This is a genomic window from Methylobacterium sp. D54C, from assembly GCF_053345595.1.
The window spans coordinates 16080-35573 of record NZ_JBKFAK010000002.1; the positions used below are offsets into that span (position 1 = coordinate 16080).

General features: G+C 70.6%; 13 protein-coding genes. 4 read left to right on the top strand and 9 right to left on the bottom strand.

What is annotated here, in order from left to right; all coding sequences use genetic code 11:
• Positions 1–37: 37 nt before the first annotated feature.
• Entirely contained in the window at positions 38–2647 is a 2610-nt protein-coding gene (locus ACLBYB_RS05320) for a hypothetical protein (protein WP_447698153.1), read from the bottom strand.
• 485 nt (positions 2648–3132) lie between these two features.
• Here ACLBYB_RS05320 and ACLBYB_RS05325 point away from each other — a divergent pair, with 485 nt between their 5' ends.
• A complete protein-coding gene (locus ACLBYB_RS05325) occupies positions 3133–4413 on the top strand; it encodes a family 16 glycosylhydrolase (RefSeq protein ID WP_447698154.1) in 1281 nt (426 codons plus the stop codon).
• A 179-nt stretch (positions 4414–4592) separates the two neighbouring features.
• Here the strand turns inward: ACLBYB_RS05325 and ACLBYB_RS05330 are convergent, their stop codons facing one another.
• The 4 genes from ACLBYB_RS05330 to ACLBYB_RS05345 form a co-directional block, all read right to left on the bottom strand.
• Positions 4593–5540 carry a hypothetical protein gene (locus tag ACLBYB_RS05330; RefSeq protein WP_447698155.1) on the bottom strand — a complete coding sequence of 316 codons (948 nt, stop codon included), beginning with the start codon at positions 5538–5540 and terminating at the stop codon, positions 4593–4595.
• Positions 5541–5746: 206 nt separating this feature from the next.
• Entirely contained in the window at positions 5747–8935 is a 3189-nt protein-coding gene (locus ACLBYB_RS05335; protein WP_447698156.1) for an efflux RND transporter permease subunit, read from the bottom strand.
• 131 nt (positions 8936–9066) lie between these two features.
• Positions 9067–10239, bottom strand: a complete 1173-nt coding sequence (locus ACLBYB_RS05340; protein WP_447698556.1) for an efflux RND transporter periplasmic adaptor subunit — start codon at positions 10237–10239, stop codon at positions 9067–9069.
• A gap of 64 nt (positions 10240–10303) precedes the next feature.
• Complete coding sequence (locus tag ACLBYB_RS05345) at positions 10304–10510, bottom strand: hypothetical protein (protein ID WP_447698157.1); 207 nt, start codon at positions 10508–10510, stop codon at positions 10304–10306.
• A 49-nt stretch (positions 10511–10559) separates the two neighbouring features.
• Between ACLBYB_RS05345 and ACLBYB_RS05350 the strand changes: the two genes are divergently transcribed.
• Positions 10560–10856: a hypothetical protein gene (locus ACLBYB_RS05350; protein WP_447698158.1), complete on the top strand. Its 297-nt coding sequence runs from the start codon at positions 10560–10562 to the stop codon at positions 10854–10856.
• Positions 10857–11177: 321 nt separating this feature from the next.
• Here the strand turns inward: ACLBYB_RS05350 and ACLBYB_RS05355 are convergent, their stop codons facing one another.
• Positions 11178–11708: a hypothetical protein gene (locus tag ACLBYB_RS05355; protein ID WP_447698159.1), complete on the bottom strand. Its 531-nt coding sequence runs from the start codon at positions 11706–11708 to the stop codon at positions 11178–11180.
• A 7-nt stretch (positions 11709–11715) separates the two neighbouring features.
• Positions 11716–13836 carry a M48 family metalloprotease gene (locus ACLBYB_RS05360; RefSeq protein ID WP_447698160.1) on the bottom strand — a complete coding sequence of 707 codons (2121 nt, stop codon included), beginning with the start codon at positions 13834–13836 and terminating at the stop codon, positions 11716–11718.
• Positions 13837–14301: 465 nt separating this feature from the next.
• On the opposite strand from ACLBYB_RS05360, the gene ACLBYB_RS05365 reads away from it, so the two are divergent.
• Positions 14302–15396, top strand: a complete 1095-nt coding sequence (locus ACLBYB_RS05365) for a DUF4272 domain-containing protein (RefSeq protein WP_447698161.1) — start codon at positions 14302–14304, stop codon at positions 15394–15396.
• Positions 15397–15408: 12 nt separating this feature from the next.
• Here the strand turns inward: ACLBYB_RS05365 and ACLBYB_RS05370 are convergent, their stop codons facing one another.
• Both ACLBYB_RS05370 and ACLBYB_RS05375 read right to left on the bottom strand, forming a co-directional pair.
• Entirely contained in the window at positions 15409–16797 is a 1389-nt protein-coding gene (locus tag ACLBYB_RS05370) for an FAD-binding oxidoreductase (RefSeq protein ID WP_447698162.1), read from the bottom strand.
• 88 nt (positions 16798–16885) lie between these two features.
• Entirely contained in the window at positions 16886–17368 is a 483-nt protein-coding gene (locus ACLBYB_RS05375) for a nucleoside deaminase (RefSeq protein ID WP_056529845.1), read from the bottom strand.
• A 1150-nt stretch (positions 17369–18518) separates the two neighbouring features.
• On the opposite strand from ACLBYB_RS05375, the gene ACLBYB_RS05380 reads away from it, so the two are divergent.
• Positions 18519–19475: an antibiotic biosynthesis monooxygenase gene (locus tag ACLBYB_RS05380; protein ID WP_091675915.1), complete on the top strand. Its 957-nt coding sequence runs from the start codon at positions 18519–18521 to the stop codon at positions 19473–19475.
• Positions 19476–19494 lie beyond the last annotated feature (19 nt).

A 19494-nucleotide genomic window follows, 5' to 3' on the forward strand; every position in this document is an offset into this window, starting at 1 on the left:
CGGAAGCCCCCGCCGCGTCGGCGGCGGGGGCCGCGTTTCACAGGCCGAGCAGGTGCAGGCCGCTCGTGGCCGTGTGGGGAGTCGGGTCCGTGTGCTGGACCTCGGTGTGGCCGCCGAGATCGATCGTGGCGACGCCGAGATCGACGCTCACGCCCTGGGCGGCGCCCGCCTCGGCCGGCGCGGCGGAGGTCCCCGACACCGCGTCCACGAGGTGGCCGACGAGGGAGTCGGCACCGCCGCCCGTCTGCGGCAGGTGGATGCTGTCGCCGCTGAGCAGGTTCGCCGTGGCCAGACTCGGCTGATCGGCGCTCACCGCGACCGCGCTCACGTCGACGGTGTGGGCCGGATCGGCGGCGGGCGTGAGCACGGCGACGTCCGCCACCGGCGTCGAGGTCGTCGGGCCCGCCGACACGTCGATCAACGGGTGGGTCTCGGCTCCCGGCTCACCCGACGTGCCGCCGGTGAGCGTGCCGAGCAGGTTGCCGACGGCGCTCGCCGCCCCACCGGTCTCGCCCCCGCCCACGACCGTGGTCACGGTCGCGACGACGCCGTCGACCGGGGAGCCCGCCTGATGGCCGTCCCCGCCGGCCGCGGGAAGGATCCCCGCCACCGAGCCCACGACGCCGCCGGCCGCCTCCGTCACGGACCCGAGATCGCTCGCGACCTGCGCCACCGCGGGGCCTCCGTCGCCGTTCAGGACCGCCCCCGGCAGGTTGACGACATCGGTCACGAGGTTGCTCGACCCGCCGAGCTCCCCAAGGCCGACCGTGGTTCCGAGGTTGATCACGGCGTGGAGCGGGTCGTTCAGGACCGGCACATCGTGGCCGACCTGTTCCAGGGCCGCATGGACGCCGTCGATCAGCGTATTGGCGACGTCTCCGACCGGCTGCAGCGGCGCGTTCGTCCCGAGCAGCGCGCCGGCCGCGCCGGAACCCGGGCCTCCGTTCAGGCCGCCCAGGAGACCGTCGAGGGCTCCGGCACCCTGGTCCCCCGTCAAGCCGCCGAGGGCGGAGGTGACCGGTGCCAGGAGACCGCCGCCCGGCAGGCCGGATCCGAGACCGCCGCCGGCCGAGTCGAGGAGGCCGGTCGCGGAGCCGACGACGCCGCCCAGCGCGCCCGCCACGTGCCCGAGGTCGTCGACGACCTGCGCCACGCCTCCGGGTGCGTTCCCGGTCAGGATCGCGCCGGGCAGGTTGATGGTGTCGGTGAGCAGGTTGTGGCTGTCGCCGAGTTCCCCCAGTCCGACCGTGTTGCCCAGCGCGATCACCGCGTGGAGCGGGTCGTTGAGGAGCGGCACGTCGTGTCCGACCTGCTCCAGCGCCCCGTGGACGGTGTCGATCAGCGTGTTGGCGACAGCGCCCACCGGCTGCAGCGGCGCGTTCGGCCCGAGCAGGGCGCCGGTTCCGTCCGGAGCGCCGCCGGTCACGGTGCCGAGCAGGCCATCCACCGCGGCGGTGACGGGGGTGAGGAGACTGCCCGCGCCCGGCGCGCCCGCTCCCCCCAGGTCGCCGACGATGCCGGTGACGCCGCCGAGCAGTCCGCCGGCCGCACCGGCCACCGCGCCGACATCGCCGAGGATCGGGGACAATGCGCCGATTCCCTGGCCGCCCAGCAGGGCACCGGGCAGGGCCGCGGCGTCGGTCAGCAGGTTTCCGCCCTCGCCCAGATGGCCGAGTCCGAGGGTCTCGCCCAGATTGGTCAGGCCGTGGACAGCGCCGTTCAGCAGCGGGACCTCGTGCCCGAGATTCTCGAGGGTCATGTGGACGTCGAGGACGGCGGTGTTCGCGAGGTTCGCGACCGGGGCGAGAAGGCCGCCCGACGCGAGCAGCCCGCCGGCCGTCGCGGCTCCGGTGACGGAGGTGATCAGCGTGTCGGTCGCTTCGAGGACGGAACCGAGATCCGCGAGGACCGGCGTGGCCGAGCCGAGGCCGCCGCCAGTGAGGAGCGATCCCGGCACGGCGAGCGTGTCGGTCAGGAGATTGCCCGCCTCGCCGATGCGACCGAGGCCGACCGTCTCGCCGAGGCCCGTGAGGGCGTGGATCGGCGCGTTGAGCACGGGGACCTGATGGCCGACATCCTCCAGCGTCGTGTGCAGGTCGAGGACGGCTTGGTTGAGAATCCCCACCGCCGGCGCGAGCGTGCCGCCGGAGCCGACAAGGCCGTTGCCGGCCACGGGCAGGGCCGTGACGGTATTCAGCAAGGTTCCGTCAGCCTCGGCGACCTGCCCGGCATCGTTCAACACCGGGACGACGCTGCCGGCATCGGTCGGGTTGGCGACGGCGCCGGTCAGGTCCGTGATCAGGTTGCCGCCCTCGCCGATATGACCGAGCCCGACCGTCTCGCCGAGATTGGTCAGACCGTGGAGCGGGCCGTTCAGCGCCGCGACCTGATGACCCGCGTTCTCGAGCTGCGCATGGGTGTCGAGGACGATCTGGTTCGCGGTATCGGCCAGCGCGCCGGGAAGCGGTGATCCGCCCTCGTCCGCCGCACCGACGTCGACGGCACTCTCGATGAGCGAGGTAATCGGACCGAGACTCGTCAATTGGCCGGTCGACAGTGCGGTGGAGGACAGTAGCGCGCCGGACCCGACCAGCCATTCGAGCGAGCGTGACGACGGGTTGAGCGCGGCGAGAGGGGACGACGACATGGGCACCTCCGGTTTTGATGCGTAACCGGCAGTACAATTATGGGTTGCAGTGTCGAGCGTCGGTAAAGAATACCGAGCCTGCGGCCTGCCGTTGCTGCGTGCGGCCGGTCACGACACCGCCGAGGGAGGAGGTCCAACCGCGTCCGGCCTGGGTCGCGGACAGCAATATGCGTCGCAGAAATGACGTGCTCGAATGTTATTTATAGTAATATTGCGTGGATAAAAGCGGCAAAGGAGAGCAATGTTCGTTATAAATCAATAATCGCGGCGGATGACAGGGAATATATAGATAAATATCCGCTGTCGATCGGCTCCTCCGTATCGATCTGCTCGGATCGACGGCGGCATCCCGCGCGTCGTGCCATCGACCAGACGGTGCCCGGCAATCATCGTCAGGACCCAGGCGCCCTGTTTTCCGATGCAGCTTATGATTGTATTGTGCGGCGCGGCCACTTCAGTGCGTGGCACGAATGGGCAGGTGATCCGTGGCCATTGATCCGAGGAATCTCGCCCAGACGGCGACACTCACCTACAGCCAGGACTTCGACACCCTGCCGCTCTGGGACGGCACTTCGGGTCTCGACACGTCCGGCGGCCCGCAGTGGAGCATCCACGTCACGTCGACCGGGACGCGGCCCTTCAATCAGGAGCAGCAATGGTATGTCCGCGCCGATCAACCCGACGGCAGCGCGCTCCCGAACCCGTTCCGCGTCCACGACGGCATCCTCACCATCACCGCCGCGCCGTCGGATCCGTCTATGCTCCATGACCTGGGGGATCAGCCCTACACGTCGGGAATGGTCAATACCTTCCACAGTTTCAGCCAGACCTACGGCTATTTCGAGATGCGGGCCGAACTGCCCGCCGGTCAGGGCTTCTGGCCGGCGTTCTGGCTGCTCCCGGCGGACGGTTCCTGGCCGCCCGAGATCGACGTGATGGAGATGCTCGGGCACGATCCCGGCACGCTCTACACCACGGTGCACAGCCTGGCGCCCGGCCAGACACCCGGCAACCACACGATGAGCCAGGGGATCTCCGCAGTCGCCGACATGAGCGGCGGCTACCACACCTACGGCGTTGACTGGCAACCGGACACGTTGACCTTCTACTTCGACGGACAGGAGATCTATCGTACGCCGACGCCGGCCGGTCTGGACAAGCCCATGTACATGATCGCGAATCTCGCCGTCGGCGGCTCTTGGCCGGGTGACGCCGACGCGTCGACGCCATTTCCCGCGCAGATGAATATTGACTACATGCGGGCTTATCAGGCCAGTCCGGGCGCCGCGGCGCTTGAGCCGGTTTTTCACTTCTACGACGCCGCCTCAGGACGGCATTTCTACACGGCAAGCGTCGCAGAACGCGCGCAACTTGAGAGCACCCCGTCGGGCTACGCCTATCAGGGCGTCGGCTGGGCCGCGCCAGTGTCGTCGTCTGTCACGGCTGACGTCTTTCGATTCACCAACCCGACGACCGGCGACCACTTCTACACGACCAGCACCGCGGAGCGCGACGGGCTTCTCTCGGACGGTTCCGGCTACAACTATGACGGTGTTGCGTTCGACGCCTATGCGAGTTCGACCGCCGCGGGATCGCATGCGTTGACCGTCGAGCGGTTCGTCAACACCGAGAGCGGACGGCACTACTACGCTTCCAGCGCCGATGAGATCAGCTACATCGAGCAAGGTCACGCCGGAAGCGGCTGGATTGATGAGGGTCATGCCTTCACGTTGCATGCTCCGACTGCGAACATGTTCGGCATGTAACGGCCTTTTCGGAAGACCTGCTCCGAGGCAGCCAGTCCCTCTTCTCGTCGCGTCAGGGCCGCTTCCCGCCCGTCGGCACGGGCGGTTCGGTCCCTCGACTGCTCCACCAGGGTCGCGTTCTCGGCGCCTGTCCGCCCACCCTGAGGCTCGCAGGCCGCGGTGCGGCGACAGGGCCGCGATCAGAAGCTGTACCCGACGCGCAACCGCATCTGATGGCGGTCGAAGCTCGACAGGTCGAGCGGGCCGGGCTCGCCCGTCGCCTGGCCGGCGACCTGGAAGCTCCAGGTGAACGAGGCCCAGGCCTGGGGTGACAGGGTCATGTAGGCGGTTGGTCCGAGATACACGGCCTCGCCCGCGAACCGGTCGAGCGCCAAGCCGTCGTAGGTCCGGGCATAGCGTGCCTCGCCGCCGAGGAAGAGGCCGGGCCGGACGCAGTAGGCCAGCGCCCCCGCCACCTCGATCCCCGATCCGCGCACGGGCGCGTCCATCACGGTCAGCCGCGTCGTCGAGAGCGCGAAGCCGACATTGACGGCGGCGATCAGCTTGCCGGGGATGATCTCGCGATCCGCCAGCAGGCCGATCTCGGTGGCGAAGCTGCGCGCCGGCACGCCCGTCCCGCCGTCGACGGTTCCGTAGCCCGGCACGATGTTGAGGGTCAGGCCGAAGGGGGCCGTCCGGCGATCCATCAGGCGCACCCGGGTCTCGAGGAAGCCGCCGTTGAAGCCGCCCGTGGTCCGGGCCGGGGTGCCCGGCGCGCCGATGTCGTAGGCGTTGAAGGTGACGCCCGGGGCCAGGCGGAAATCGTTGGTCAGCGGCACCTTCAGGGCCAGGGAACTGTCCACGGTCAGGAAGCGGGCGACGCGCCGGCCGAGGCGCCCGCTCGTCTCCCACTCCAACTCCGCCTCCTCGGGAACGCCGAGGTCGCTCCCCTCGGTGAAGCCGAACAGATGCTCGCTGTCGAGGTCGCCCGGCGTCAGGTTCTCGGCGGCGGTGGGCAGGGACTGGGCCAGTGCCGGCCCGAGCGCTGCGGCCACCCAGAGCGCCGCGGCCAACCCGAGCGCCGCGGCGAGGCTGCACAGGACCGATCCTGGAGCCGAGAGGCGACGCGGAGCGCCGGTGTGCGTCATAGCCCTGACCCATCATTATAGCTAATGCTATATCTAATAGGGTGGGCGATGTAAGGCCGTCAACGGTCGAGCATGCCGGACGCGTGGTCTTTGGAAGTCCGGTCGCGGATCCGGCGCCGCGCGTCGGAGGGAACGGCGTCGCGCGGTGACGGAGGCGCGGGGCGTGAACCGCAGGGCGCGGAGCAGCGCCGCGTCAGCGCTCCGGCTCACGCCGGTCCGGTCTCGGGGGTTGTCCCGGCCGGGGGCGGGGACGCGACGGGCCCGGGCTGCCCCCGGTGCGCGCGGCGCTCCTCGATCCGCTGCAGGATCACGTAGAAGGACGGCACGAACAGCACCGCCAGGCAGGTCGAGGCGAGCATGCCGCTGAACACCGTGATGCCGATCGATTTGCGCGCCGCGGCCCCGGCCCCGGAGGCGGTGACGAGCGGCAGCACGCCGAGGATGAAGGCGAACGAGGTCATCAGGATCGGGCGGAAGCGCAGCCGCGCCGCCTCCACGGCGGCGGCCGCGATGTCGAGGCCGGCCTGCCGCTTCTCGCGGGCGACCTCGACGATCAGGATGGCGTTCTTGCTCGCCAGCGCGATCAGCAGGATCAGGCCGATCTGCGTGTAGAGGTTGTTGGCGACGCCAAGGAGCAGCAGCGCCCCGACCGTGCCCAGCAGCGCCAGGGGCACGCCGAGCAGGACCGCCAGCGGCAGGATCCAGCTCTCGTACTGGCCGGCCAGAACCAGGTAGACGAGGAGGATGGCCAGCGCGAACACGAGGTAGATCTGCGCGCCGACCGCCTTCTCTTGGTACGACATCGCCGTCCAGTCGTAGCCCGTGCCCGGCGGCAGCACCTTGGCGGCGATCTGCTGCATCAGGTCCAGCGCCTGCCCGGAGCTGAAGCCCGGCGCCGCCCCGCCCACGATCGTCGCCGTCGGGTAGAGGTTGTACAGGCTGATCAGGGACGGCCCCTGCACGGACTTGATCTCCACGACGGTGCCGAGCGGCACCATCACGCCGTTGCCGGCGCGCACCTTCAGGTTCTCGACGTCCTCGGGGCGGAGCCGGTAATCGGGCGCGGCCTGCACGTAGACCTGAAAGGTCCGGCCGAACTTGTTGAACTGCGTGACGTAGGACGACCCGACGTAGCTCGAGAGGGTCGAGAAGACCTGCCCGACCGTCACGCCGAGAGCCTCGGCCTTGACCCGGTCCACCGCGATCGCGATCTGCGGCACGCCGGCCCGGAACGAGGTGTTGAGCTTCCGCAGCCCGGATTGCGAGTTCCCGTCGGCGACGACCGTCCGGGCGACGCTCTCCAGCAGGGGGTAGTCGAAGTCGCCGTTGCGCAGCTCGATCTGCATGGTGAAGCCGCTGGCGTTGCCGATGCCCTGGATCGGCGGCGGGATCAGCACGAAGGTGTCGGCGTCCTCGACGCCTTCCAGCATCGTGTTGAAGCGCTCATAGAGGCTGCGCAGATCCTGGCCCTTCTCCTTGGCCCGGACATCCCAGTTCTTGAGAACCACGTAGGCGACGCCGGCATTGGGCAGGCTGGCGCTCGAATCGAGGACCGAGATCCCGCTGATCGAGAGCACGTTGTCGACGCCCGGCGTCGCCTTCGCCTGGACGCTGATCCGCTGCATTACCGCGTCGGTGCGCTCCTTCGAGGCCCCGTCCGGCAGCTGTGCGCCGATCAGGACGTAGCCCTGGTCCTCGGTGGGCAGGAAGGCGGTCGGCAGGCGGGTCAGCCCCCATCCGGCGAGCCCGATCAGCAGGAGCGCCACGGCGACCATGAGGCCGCTGCGCCGGACCATGGTGGCGATCAGCCGGGCGTACCAGCCCTCGAGGACCCCGTAGACGCGGTTGAAGCCGCGGTAGAACACGTTCCGCTTCTCCGGCGGCACCGGCTTGCGCAGCCACAGGGCGCACTGGGTCGGCTTCAGGGTGGCGGCATTGATCGCGCTGATCAGCGCGGTGGCGGCGATCACCAGGGCGAACTGCTTGTAGAGCTGCCCGGTCAGGCCGGGCAGGAACGCGGCCGGCACGAACACCGACATGAGCACCAGGGTGATGCCGATGATCGGGCCGAACAGCTCCTCCATCGCCTTCTCGGCCGCCGCCCGGGGCGAGAGGCCCTCGTCGATGTGGTGGGAGACCCCCTCGACGATCACGATGGCGTCGTCCACCACGATGCCGATGGCCAGCACGATCGCGAACAGCGTCGAGAGGTTCACGCTGAAGCCCATCGCCGCCATGGCGGCGAAGGCGCCGATGATCGTCACCGGCACCGTCGTCGCCGGCACCAGCATGGCGCGCCAGTCCTGGACGAAGACCAGGATGACGATCAGGACCAGGACGGCCGCCTCGAACAGCGTCATGTAGACCTCGTGGATCGAGGCCTGCACGAACTCCGTCGTGTCGAACGGGATGGCGTAGACGAGGCCCGACGGGAAGGTCTTCGCGAGCTCGGCCATCCGGGTGCGGACCGCGTTCGCCACCGTCAGCGCGTTCGCCTCGGGCAGCTGGTAGATGCCGATGCCGGCGGCGGGCTGCCCGTTCAGGGTGAAGGACTGGCTGTAGGTCTGCGCGCCGAGCTCGACGCGGCCGACGTCACGCAGGCGGGTGATGCGGCCGCCGTCCTGCGCATCCGCCTTGACGACGATGTTCTCGAAGTCCGGGGCGTTGTTGAGCCGCCCGTTGACGTTGAGCGTGTACTGGAAGTCCTGGCCTGCCGGGACCGGCGGCATCCCCACGGCGCCCGCGGTGACCTCCTGGCTCTGCTGCTGCACGATGTTGATGATGGCGTCGGGGGTAAGGCCCCGGGCCTGGACGAGGTCAGGGTCAAGCCAGATCCGCATCGCGTACTGGCCGGCGCCGAACACGGTGACGTTGCCGACGCCGGGCAGCCGGGCCAGCTCGTTCTGCACGTTGATGACGCCGTAATTCGACAGGAACAGGCTGTCGAACTTCCCGTCGCTGGCTGACAGCGTGACGAATTGCAGGACCGCGGTGGATTTCTTCTGGGTCGTGACGCCCTGGACCTGGACCGCCTGCGGCAGCGACGACATCGCGATCGCGACCCGGTTCTGCACCAGCACCTGGGCCTGATCGCCGTCCGTCCCGATCGCGAAGGTGACCGTGAGGGTGTAGGTGCCGTCGCTCGCGCTGGTCGACTGCATGTAGAGCATGCCCTCGACGCCGTTGACCTGCTGCTCGATCGGGAGCGCCACCGTGTCGACCACCGTGCGGGCGCTCGCACCCGGGTAGCGGGTGGTGACCTGGACCGTCGGCGGCACGACGTTGGGATACTGCGACACCGGCAGGTTGAAGAGCGACACCGCGCCGATCAGCACCATGACCAGGGCCAGCACGTTGGCCAGGACCGGCCGCTCGATGAAGAAGCGCGAGATCATGCCGTTGGCCCTCGGTGCCGGCGTCTCAGGGGCGGCCCGCCGCCAGGGCGGGACGCGGGGTGGCGGAGATCACTGTCCGATCGTCGGGCGTGTCGGCCTCGTCGGCAGCGCCGGGACTTCCGGACGACGGCTCACCGCGGGAGTGGCGCCGGGTCGGGCAAGGCTTCGGCCACCGCCACCTTCTGGGGCGCGACCTTCGCCCCGGGGATTGCCCGCTGGATGCCGTCCGTGACGACCCAGTCGCCGGGTGCGAGCCCGGCCTCGATCACCCGGTAGCGCCCGTCCCGGGGCCCGAGCGTCACCACCCGCTGCGAGACCGTGTCGTCGGCGCCGACCGTGAGCACGTAGCTGCCCTGCTGGTTGGTCCCGATGGCGTCGTCGCGCACCAGCAGGGCCTTGTCCTGGCGCCCGACCGGGACCCGGACCCGAACGAACAGGCCCGGGAGGAGCGCGTGGTCGCCGTTCTCGATGAGCGCCCGCGCCATCAGCGTGCCGGTGGACGGGTCGACCTGCGGCGCGAGGTAGTCGAGCTTGCCGGCATGCGGATAGCCGGTCTCGGTCTGCAGGCCGATCTCCACCGGGATCCTGGATAGGTCGCCCAGCGTCCGGTGCGTGGCGAGCAGGTGCTCCTTGACCAGCAGCACCTGCTGCTCGCTGATGTTGAAGTAGACGTAGAGCGGATCGATGCGCACGAGCTGCGCCAGCTTGGTCGGTCCGCTGATGCCGACGAGCGCCCCGACATCCGCGAGGTGGTTGGTGACCACGCCGTCGAACGGTGCGGAGACTTGCGTGTAGCCGAGATTGATGGCGGCGATGTCGAGGTTGGCCTGCGCCTCCATGACGGCGGCGCTGGCTTGGTCCTGCTTGGTCTTCGCGTCCTCGACGCGCGCCTGCGAGGCGAATTCCTGCCGGCCCAGCGTGGACTGGCGCTGATACTCGGACTGGGCATTTGCCAGGGCGGCCTGCTGCGCCGCCAGGGCGCCCTGCGCCTGCTTGAGCTGCGCCTCGTAAGTGTTGCGCTGGATCGAGAAGAGCGGCGTGCCCTTCTTCACGACGGCGCCGTCCTTGTAAGTGATCGCCTCCAGGAAGCCCTGGACCCGTGCCTCGAGCTCGACGGCCGCGAACGCCTTGGTGTTGCCGGTGAGCTCGAAGTAGCGCGTGACCGTGCGCACGAGCGGTTGCGCGACCGAGACCGTCGGCGGCGGTGGGGGAACGTACTGGTTCGCATCGCGGCAACCGGCGGCGAGGCCCGCGATGGCCGCCAGGGCGAGGAGACGGAGGGATCCGGGAAGCTGCAGCACGATCGGCACGGTCGACCCTCAACCTGAGAGCGTTACGGGACGGTCTTCGGTCTCGGTCCTGACGCGGCTACTGATCGTCCTCGGCCTTGGCTTCCCGGGCGAGGGTCAGGCACTCCAGCAGATCGACGTAGCTGGGCAGGCCGTCGAGCTGGGCCTCCGCCGCGCAGCGCGTCCGGTCGACCGCCGGGAAGCTGGACCACTTCTTCGCCACCTCGGCACGGGCCGACCCCTCGTCCTGGAGGCAGAGCTTCTGCCGAACGGGATCGAGGGTCATCGCCGTCGTTGCCGCTCGGCAGCTGCCGTGAACGTCGAAGACCGGCATCTTGTCCGAGACCGGTGTCGTCAACGCCAACTCCAACAGCAGGGCGGGGACAGCAAACATCATGATCGGCACACCCGCACGTCGCGTCGACCGGACGGCCCGGTCGATCCTTGTTCTGGCGGCCCCGCACGGTTGCCGTGCCCTGCAGCAATACAGGTTCGATATTAAAGACCGGCCCGATTCGGACGCCTATCCTGTATCGATAGCATATGTCGCGGTTAAGTTGTTGCAACAAAAATTGTTATCAACCACGGCGCACTACCTAAACCGGTCTGCGCCCGGCAAAGCGGCAGTGTGATTTCTCCGATGTCCGTCAAGTGAGTAAAATCGAATGAAAAACCGGAATGTTTGGTGAAGCAACGGGAGCTTTCCCGCGTATGAGGTCGATTTAGCGAGTGCGCAGAGCACCTATACAAATGTTCGCGTCGGGGGCGCCGGCGCCAGTCCGCCCGGCGCGGCCGGCGGCTTTGGCATCGGGACCGGCTGAGGCGTCGACGGCGCAATGACGCACACGTACCGAATCGCCGGGCCGGCAACCGGTATGGCACCGGTCCGCCGGTTCGAGCGTGTCCCGTGACGCGGACGGCCCTGCGCGGCCGAGATCCCGGCGCGGGGCCGGTCAGGCGGCGGTCCGGAACGCCGCGCGCCCGTTGCGGAGGATCGAGATCAGCGCTCCGGCGAGGCCGGCCAGGATCACCCCGTCGATCGCCAAGAGGGTGATCGCCCGGTTCCACAGCCGGTCGAGGCCGAGATCGGTGGTGACGGCTTCGGGATGCGCCGGGTCGGCCATCACCCCGATCGTCCAGTCGCCCGCGTGCAGGCCGGTGAACACGTAGTTCACCCGGCGGGTCACGCTGCCCGCGGGCGTCCGCAGCGAGAGCGTCGCGTCGCAGATGTGGAACACGAGCTTGGTGCTGCACTTGCCGTCGCTCACGCGGGCGTTCGGGACGGGCCGGGCGGCCTCGCGGACCTGCCAGTCCGAGATCAGCACGGGCGCCGTGTAGACGGCGCTGGCTGCCAGGAGGCCGCCGAACAGCACGAAGCCGAACAGCACGCCCAGGATGACGGTCCAGCTCGCGCGGTCGGGCGGCAGGCGCAGGGTCTCGGCGGTCTCGGGCTTGGCGGTCTCGGGCTTGGCGGGCGATCCCATGCGATCCTCAAGCAGGCAGGGCTTCGGGAGAAGGGGTGCCGGCGGCGACGGTCGCGCGCGCGGCGCGCTCGGCCAGGGCGCGGCGCGCGTGGTGCGCGGCTTGGTAGCGGGCGATCAGGTCGGCGAAATCCTGCGGCTTCATCCCGCGCGGCAGTCCGACCGTGAGGGTCACGATGCGGCGCTTCGCGTCGAGCTTCACGGGGTGCCGCCCCGGGGCCCGCTCCGGCCAGTCCACGCCCGGCGGCAGCAGCAGGCGGGTGACGATGCCGCCGCGGCTCAGCGACATGTCGAGATCGGCGACGGCCTCCCAGGGTATTACCCTGTCGAGACCGGGCGCCGTCAGCCCCGCGGGGCTCAGGATCAGGGCGATCGGCTCGCCCCGTGACAGGACGAAGGCGCCCGCCCCGCCGAAGGCGGCCGCGAGGGCCAGGGCCACGGCCGCCACGATACGGGCCTCGTACGGCGACAGGCCCGGGATCCGGAACAGGGCGAGCGCGAGCGCCGCGGCGGCGAAGAGGCCGGCGCTGGCGGCCAGCGTGAGGCCGCGGGCGCGGTGGCTGGCGCGCAGCACCCGTTCCTCGGTTCCGATCTCCGCGGCGGTCGCCTCCAGATGTGCGCGGGCGGCGGTCTCCCGCGCGCGGACCGCGCCGAGGAAGTCCCGCGTCGCGGCCCGGCACAGGCCGTCGGGGTCGGCGAAGTAGGCGGCGAGCTGGTCGCGGGCCCGGGCCGGCGGCGCGGCTCCCGCCGCGGCCAGCAGGTCCGCGTCCATCGCCAGCCCGAGGGCGGCGACGCGGTCGCGGGTCGGCGGGTGGGTGTCGGTCGGGTGGGCCTGCTCGTCCTCGAGGCGCGCCGCGGGATCCTCGAGGCCGCGCGCGATCGCGCCGTCGAACGCCGCCGCCACGAGGTCGGCGGCGGCCGTCTCCGGCGCGTCGGCCGCCGCGTCCAGGGTCTCGACGACGCGCGGGCGCGCGGCGCCGTAGCGCAGGAGCGCCCGGGCCGAGGCGTCGGGGGAGGTCACGGCGGCGCCGGCCGCGTCGGCCGCGAACTCGCGCACCCGGCTCCAGTGGCGCACGGCGAGGTGGAACTGCTCCATCACGAACAGGCCGAGGCGGATCGACGGCCCGAGCACGCCGAGCGCGCCGCGCTCGCGCTCGGCCATCGCGTCGAGGGAGCGCCCGACGCCCGCGTAGATCGGCAGGAAGCGCTGGCTGTAGGCGGTGTCGCCGCCGGCGTAGTGGGCGAGTTCGTGCCCGAGGATCGCCGCCGTCTCGTCGACGCGCAGCAGGGCGAGATAGGGCAGGGGCACGTAGAGGATCCGGCCGTCGAGCCGCGCGCCGCCGGGCTCGAGCACGGCCGGGCCGGCGCTGACGAAGAAGCCCTCGGTGAGGCCGACGACCAGGGCCTCGGGCTTGAGCGCGCCCATCCGGTCGGCGAGCGCCTCGACGAGGCGCCAGAGACCCGGCGCCTCGGCCGGCGCGATCCGCCGCCCGAGGATCGGCAGCGGCTCGGGCGCGAAGGCGACGAGGGCCCGGCGCAGGCCGATCAGGGCGCCGCACGCGGCGAGGATCGTGGCGCCGACCGCGCCGGCCGCGATCGCCAGGAGCTTCACGCCGCCGCCGCTGAGGCCGCCGTCGACGAGCAGCCCGGCCTCGAACAGGACCACCGCGACGAGGCCGGCGGTCGCCGCCACGATCTGGGCGGCGAGGGCGGGCGGAAGCAGCCGCCGCACCAGCGAGAAGCCGCGGACCAGGGCGTCGCGCGACCCGCGTCCCAGCTGCCCGAGCAGGCCGCCGACGAGCAGAACGAGCACGGAGAGCGCCGCCGCGATTCCGCCGCCCGCGACCGCGACCGCCGGCAGCCTGCGCCGCCAGTCCATCACGGCGGCGAGGGTCCCCGCGTGGTCGCGGATCTCGCGGGCCTTCACCGCGGCGTAGGGGCCGCCGTAGAGGCGACCGTCGTGCCGGAACTGCAGGCTGAAATCGGGGCGCCCGTCCCGCGGAGACCGCGCCTCCAGATCCGCCACGACCGCGCCGAGGCGGTCGCGCTCGGCCGCGAAGGCCCGCCAGTCGTCGAGGCCGCGCTGGCCCTGCCAGAGCCCGATCAGCAGGATCGCGAGCGGCAGCAGCACGGTCGCTGCCAGGAGCCCGGCGAGGGCGCGCGGACGCGAGCGGTCGCGCGGGGGCGCTGCTTCGGCGATGGTCGGCTCCTGATGGCGAGACGCCGGCGCGGCAGGGCGGGCGCGGCAGGATTGCGGTCGGGTCGGCGTCCCGGTATCGAGCCGGCGCAGCGAACAGTCTCGGTCCAGGAGGCTATAGATGCGGTCGAGCGACAGCTTCCGAGCGACAAAGATTGGGCGCAACCGGATCGATAACCGATTCGACGGCCGGTTTTCTAAACGGCCGAACGGCCACGTCAACCGAATGCTGCGGTCCGGCCTCCGAGGGCTCCGGGCGCGGCGCGCCTTGCCCGGCCGGTGCGCCCGCCCCACTCTGGGCGCGCCCGCTTCCGCGCTCGCGCGCCCGGCGCGACCGGGCCCGGTGCGGATGCCGGCCTCGGAGGCGCCGCTCCGCGGGAAGACCGGAAGGGAGAGACCATGAATCTGCTGAAGCGGCTGTTCGGACGCGCCGATGCGGCACCGGCGGAGGCGGCGCCGGACGAACCGCTTCTCGTCAACGCCTACGCGACCGTGCGCGACCTGCCCGCGCTCCCCTTCGACCACGCGCTGAACGGCCGGCGGGACCTGTCCGACCCCGAATTGCAGCCGCATCTCGACGGGTTCATCGGCTACGTCATGGGACGGGGCGACGGGCAGATGACCGCCCTCCGCTACCATCTCTGGCGCCACCTGCAGCGCGTCCGCAACCACGTCAGCTTCGCGGTCGCCGCGTCCGACCTGCCGCGCGTGGAGACCTGGGCGCTCGCGGCGAACGCCGTCCTCTTCCTGCCCGACGGCTCCGTGCGGGCGCCCGACATGGCGCTCCTCCTGTCGGCCGCGGGCGAGACGGATCCGGCCGCGCGTCTGCCCTATCCGCCCGACGCCGTCGCGCGCCGCGCCCGGACCCTGGAGCGCCTGGAGGATCTGGACCCGAGGCCGCCCGCCGGCATGCCCCCCGCGCTCGGCGAGGCGGAACTCGCGCTGCGACCGCCGGCGGAGGTGCTCCGGCGGGCTCTGGCCCTGCTCTACATCGCGGCCTGGGGGCAGGCCTTCGGCGCCGGCACGACGCTGCGCGAGCCGGGGCAGAGGACGCTGAATCCCACCGGCTTCGCGGCCCTGTCGCCGGCCGAGCGCGCCCAGATCGAGGCGGCGGACCCGAAGGACGCCGCGGCGGCGTCCTGGCGCTACGAGGCCGCGAACACCCTGCTGTGGGCGCTCGGCGTGCGCGCGGCCCGGATCGCCGACAGCGACGCCACGGTCGACGTCGACGCGCTCTGGCGGGCGGTCGCGCCGCTCGCCCGGGACGCGGGCGCGGCCGACGCCGCGCGGCTGCGGCCGCCCGGCGAGATCCTGGAGGCGCTGGACCGCGCGTGGCGGGCGCACTGGGTCGTCCGGCAGGCGCGGCAGAAGGGGACAGCCCCCGCGGGGCTCAACGGCGACGTCGTGGCGGAGCGCCACGTCGCGCTGAACTGGCTGACCGGATTCCAGAACGACCGCGACACGCCCTGGGACGCGACCGACACGCCGACGTGACCGCGCCGCGGCTCAGCGGAGACCGTCGAAATAGTCGAAGAACACGCGGTCCGGATCGTGCTCGTCGCGCAGCGCGCACAGCCTCTGCCACTTCTCAAGCGTGAACGCCTGGGCGACGATCTCGGGCTGCTCGACCGTGTTGGTCTCGCCGATGTAGTAGCCGATGTTGAGCGGCTTCAGCGCGGCGATCACCGCCCGATGCCAGGCGGCGTTGGCCTGATCGTCGTCCGCCTCGTGCCACATGGTCCAGGGGCCGCCATAGACCTTCGAGGTCATGGAGCGGGCCATGTTCCGCTGCGGCCCCGGGACGTCGGGTCCGCAGAAGATCGTCGACAGGAACACCGAGGTCGCCGAAGGCGCCCGCTGCCACAGGGGCAGGATGGCCGCCATCACCGCGCCGGGGCTGTGATTGGAGAAGGTGGCCTCGACCCGGGATCGCACGCCCTCCGGGAAGAGCGCGCCGGACGCGTCGAACAGTTGCTCGAAGTCGAGGGGCGTCACCCGCGCGCTCGACAGGGGCGCGACCGGTGCGTCATCGAGCGGCGCCAGCGCGCGCCGGGCCGCCTCCGGGGTGTCCTCGAAGGCGGTGGCGGTGACCATGCAGACCCAGCCGTTCCGGTCCGCCGCCGCCTCGGCCAGCGCGGGCGGCGCCTTCACGAGGAACTGGGTCAGCTCGACGCTCGGCGCGATCGTGGGCGCCGCCTCGCCGAGCCACGTGCCGACGGCCGGCGCATCCTCGAGGCGATAGAAATACTCGCTCCCGTGAATGGCCTTCGGCAGCGCGTGGAGCTTGAGGAAATACTTCGTGACGATCCCGAAGAAGCCCGGACCGGCGCCGCGCGCGGCCCAGAAGAAGTCCGGGTTCTCGGTCTCGCTGGCCCGGATCCGCTCGCCCTGGGCGGTGACGAGCTCGATCGCCTCCAGGCTCTCGGTGCCGTAGCCCCAGACCGTGGGGTTCCAGGCCATGCCGCCGCCGAGGAAGTAGCCGCTCGCCTTGACCTGGGGGCAGTGGCCGGTCGGGAAGGCGAGTCCGTGGGCGTTGAGCGCCTTCTGGATGTCGCGGTTGCTGACGATCGGCTGGATGACGGCCCGGCGCTGCGCGACATCGATCGCCAGGATCCTGTCGAGGCTCCCGAGGTCGATCAGGATCCCGCCGTTGCGCAGGGTCGGCTGGCACCAGTTGTGGCCTCCGCCGCGGACGACGACCTTGAGGCCGTGCGCGCGGGCGAACTTCACGGTGGCGACGATGTCGTCCTCGTCGGCGGCCCTGACGATCATCTGCGGCGCCCGGTCGGGGATCAGCCTGTTCCACAGGTTCCCGTGAAGCGCCTCCCGGAACTGCGGGTCGCCCGCGTCGATGACCGGGCCCTTGCAGGCCGTCCTCAAGGTCTCAGCATTCATGACTGGGCACTGCGCGGGCGTGGAGGCCCGCTCGGGCGACGGTGGCCTGAGCGGGCGGAGCAGGGCGGCCGGTCTCGCGATCCGGCCCTCAGTAGGGGACGCGGTCCGCCTTCTGGGCGTACTTCTTCCAGACCTCGACGGCCTCCGCGCGCATGATCTGCTGGGTCGGGATGGAGCGCTCGCCGACATCCTTCTTGAGCTCGGCGTAGATCATGCTGTCGTCGAAGCCGCCGTATTCCAGCGCGTCCTCGACCTGCGCCGCGTAGTAGACGTTCTTGACGCCGGCCCAGTAGGCGGCCGCCATGCACATCGGGCAGGGTTCGGCGCTGGTGTAGAGCGTCGCGTTCCGGAGCTTGAAGCTGCCCTGCGCCTTGCAGGCCTTCCGGATCGCCTCGATCTCGCCGTGCCAGGTCGGGTCGTTCTCGGCGACGACGCGGTTGGCGCCCTCGGCGATGATCTCGCCGTCCTGGACGATCACGCAGCCGAACACGCCGCCGGCACTGTCGACCAGCGACGTCTTCTCCGACAGGGCGATCGCCCGGGCCATGAACTTTTCGTGGTTGTCAGACATTGGAACCTCTGTCGTCGCGAAACGGGTCGGTTGGTCGGGACTATGAACCGCGGAGATTTCTTAATCGAGGGGCGGTCCGGATTGTTGTGTCGGACCGCACTAGACTTCGCGCGGCGTGCTTAACAACTCCGGGTCGGCCGACCGGCATTGGCTTCGGGTTGAGCGATGTCGCCGCGCGGTCCGGCCGAGCGGTGCGGGGTGTCACGGAGCGCGACCGCCGTCGAGCCGCGCGGGCAGGATCGGCGACGGGGCCGCGCGCGGATCGGGACGTTCCGCTGAAACCGTGCGTCCTGCGAACGCATGTTCGTCAGCCAGTAACGAGCGGCTACCCGCGGCTTGGCGACAGAATAGACAGGGGCGGAAGTGCCGCGTCAACGCCGACCCGCGACTGTCGGCAGTCGAATTGTAAATATAGGGAAATGCAATAAAACGACCGTGAAGAGATGATCGATCAGGCTCTCCGGCCCGATCCGAGCAGCACATATGGCGCGTCGCGGTCGCGGCGGCGGCTCCTGATCGGGACGGCGGCGCCCCGCCTGAGACGGACGGACAAGAAATAATCCGTCCCGTCATGGCAGGGCACCCCGACCCTGCGCCCCGACCCTGCGCCACACCCGGCGCCACACCCTCCGCCGCGCCCGGCGACGATCGTCTCCGCCCCGTCTTTTCATTGTCGCTCCGTCCCAGCTCGGCGGGGCTCGGGCGGAGCGGGCGCCGAAAAAGTCCGGCATTCCGGGCCGCGCGCGCGGAAGATAAATATCGTGCAAGCGTTTCCTCTTAAAAGACGATCGCCGTAGAGAACGTGCTGTATTTACAATTAAAATATTCGACCTCCGCGCTGAGGTCTTGACTCCGGTCGAAGATTGCCCGCTGATACAGGCATGCAGAGCAGTGCTGCCAATGGAGTGGCGGGCGCTCGATGCAAGATCAATTTTCGGTTGTTTATCCTCGTGTTCCGCGGCGCGGCAGATCCCTGCGGGTCCGCCGCCGCCTCGGTGCCGCGGTCCACGGACCGGCCGTCCGGGCCGCCGGAGGTGGCGCCTCTCGGCACCGCCCCGGACCCGCCGGGCGGTGACCGGGCGCGGCGCCGGGGGCCGCGCGAAGCCAACGCGCGAGTGCAGGCAGCCGTGCAACGGAAGCGTGTCGGTTCATGAGCGGTGCCACATCGTCCGTCAGCATCGTGACGCAGACGACCATCCGGCCGGAGAGCGCGGACGCCTTCGCCCGCTGGCAGGTCGACACCAGCGCCGTCGTCGCGGCCTTCCCGGGCTTCATCGAGCAGCAGCTGATCCCGCCGCGCCCGCCGCTGCAGGTGGACTGGGTGATCGTGCAGCGGTTCCACAGCCTGGAGCAGGCCAAGACCTGGATGGCCTCCCCCGAGCGGCAGGCCCGCATCCAGGGCGCCACGCCGATGCTCGTCGGCCGCGACGACGTCCACATCGTCAAGGACGACGCCGGCGCGGCCCGGACCTCGCCGGTCAGCGCGGTGATCAGCACCCGCGTGAAGCCCGGCATGGAGGCCGCCTACCTCCGGTGGGAGCAGAAGATCGCGGCCGCGCAGTCGCGGGCGCCCGGCATGCAGGGCTACCGGTTCGAGCCGGCCGTGCCGGGGGTGCAGGAGGACTACGTCGCGATCCTGCGCTTCGACAGCGAGGCGAACCTGCGCACCTGGATGGACTCGCCCGAGCGGCGGGCCCTGGTCGCCGAGGCGGCGCCGATGACCGCGGAATTCCACACGCGGACGGTGCAGAGCGGCTTCGAGCAGTGGTTCCGCAACGTCGCGCCGCCCGGAGAGGGCGCGCCCGCGGCGTGGAAGATGAACATGATCGTCGTGCTGACCCTCTACCCGACCGTGTTCCTGTGGGGCGTCCTGGTCGGCGCGCCGATCCTGGCCGGCATGCTGAAGGTGGATTTCCCGGTCGCCCTGTTCATCGGCAACGTGTTCAGCGTCCTGCTCACCTCGCTGATGGTGCCCTGGACGGCCAAGCGGCTGGGCTGGTGGCTGACGCCGGATCCGGCGCGGCGGACCCGGGTCAACCTGCAGGGCGCCGCGTTGCTGATCGCCGCCTACGGGCTCATGATCCTCGTGTTCTGGAAGCTGTTTTGACCGGCGGCGCGCCCGGGCG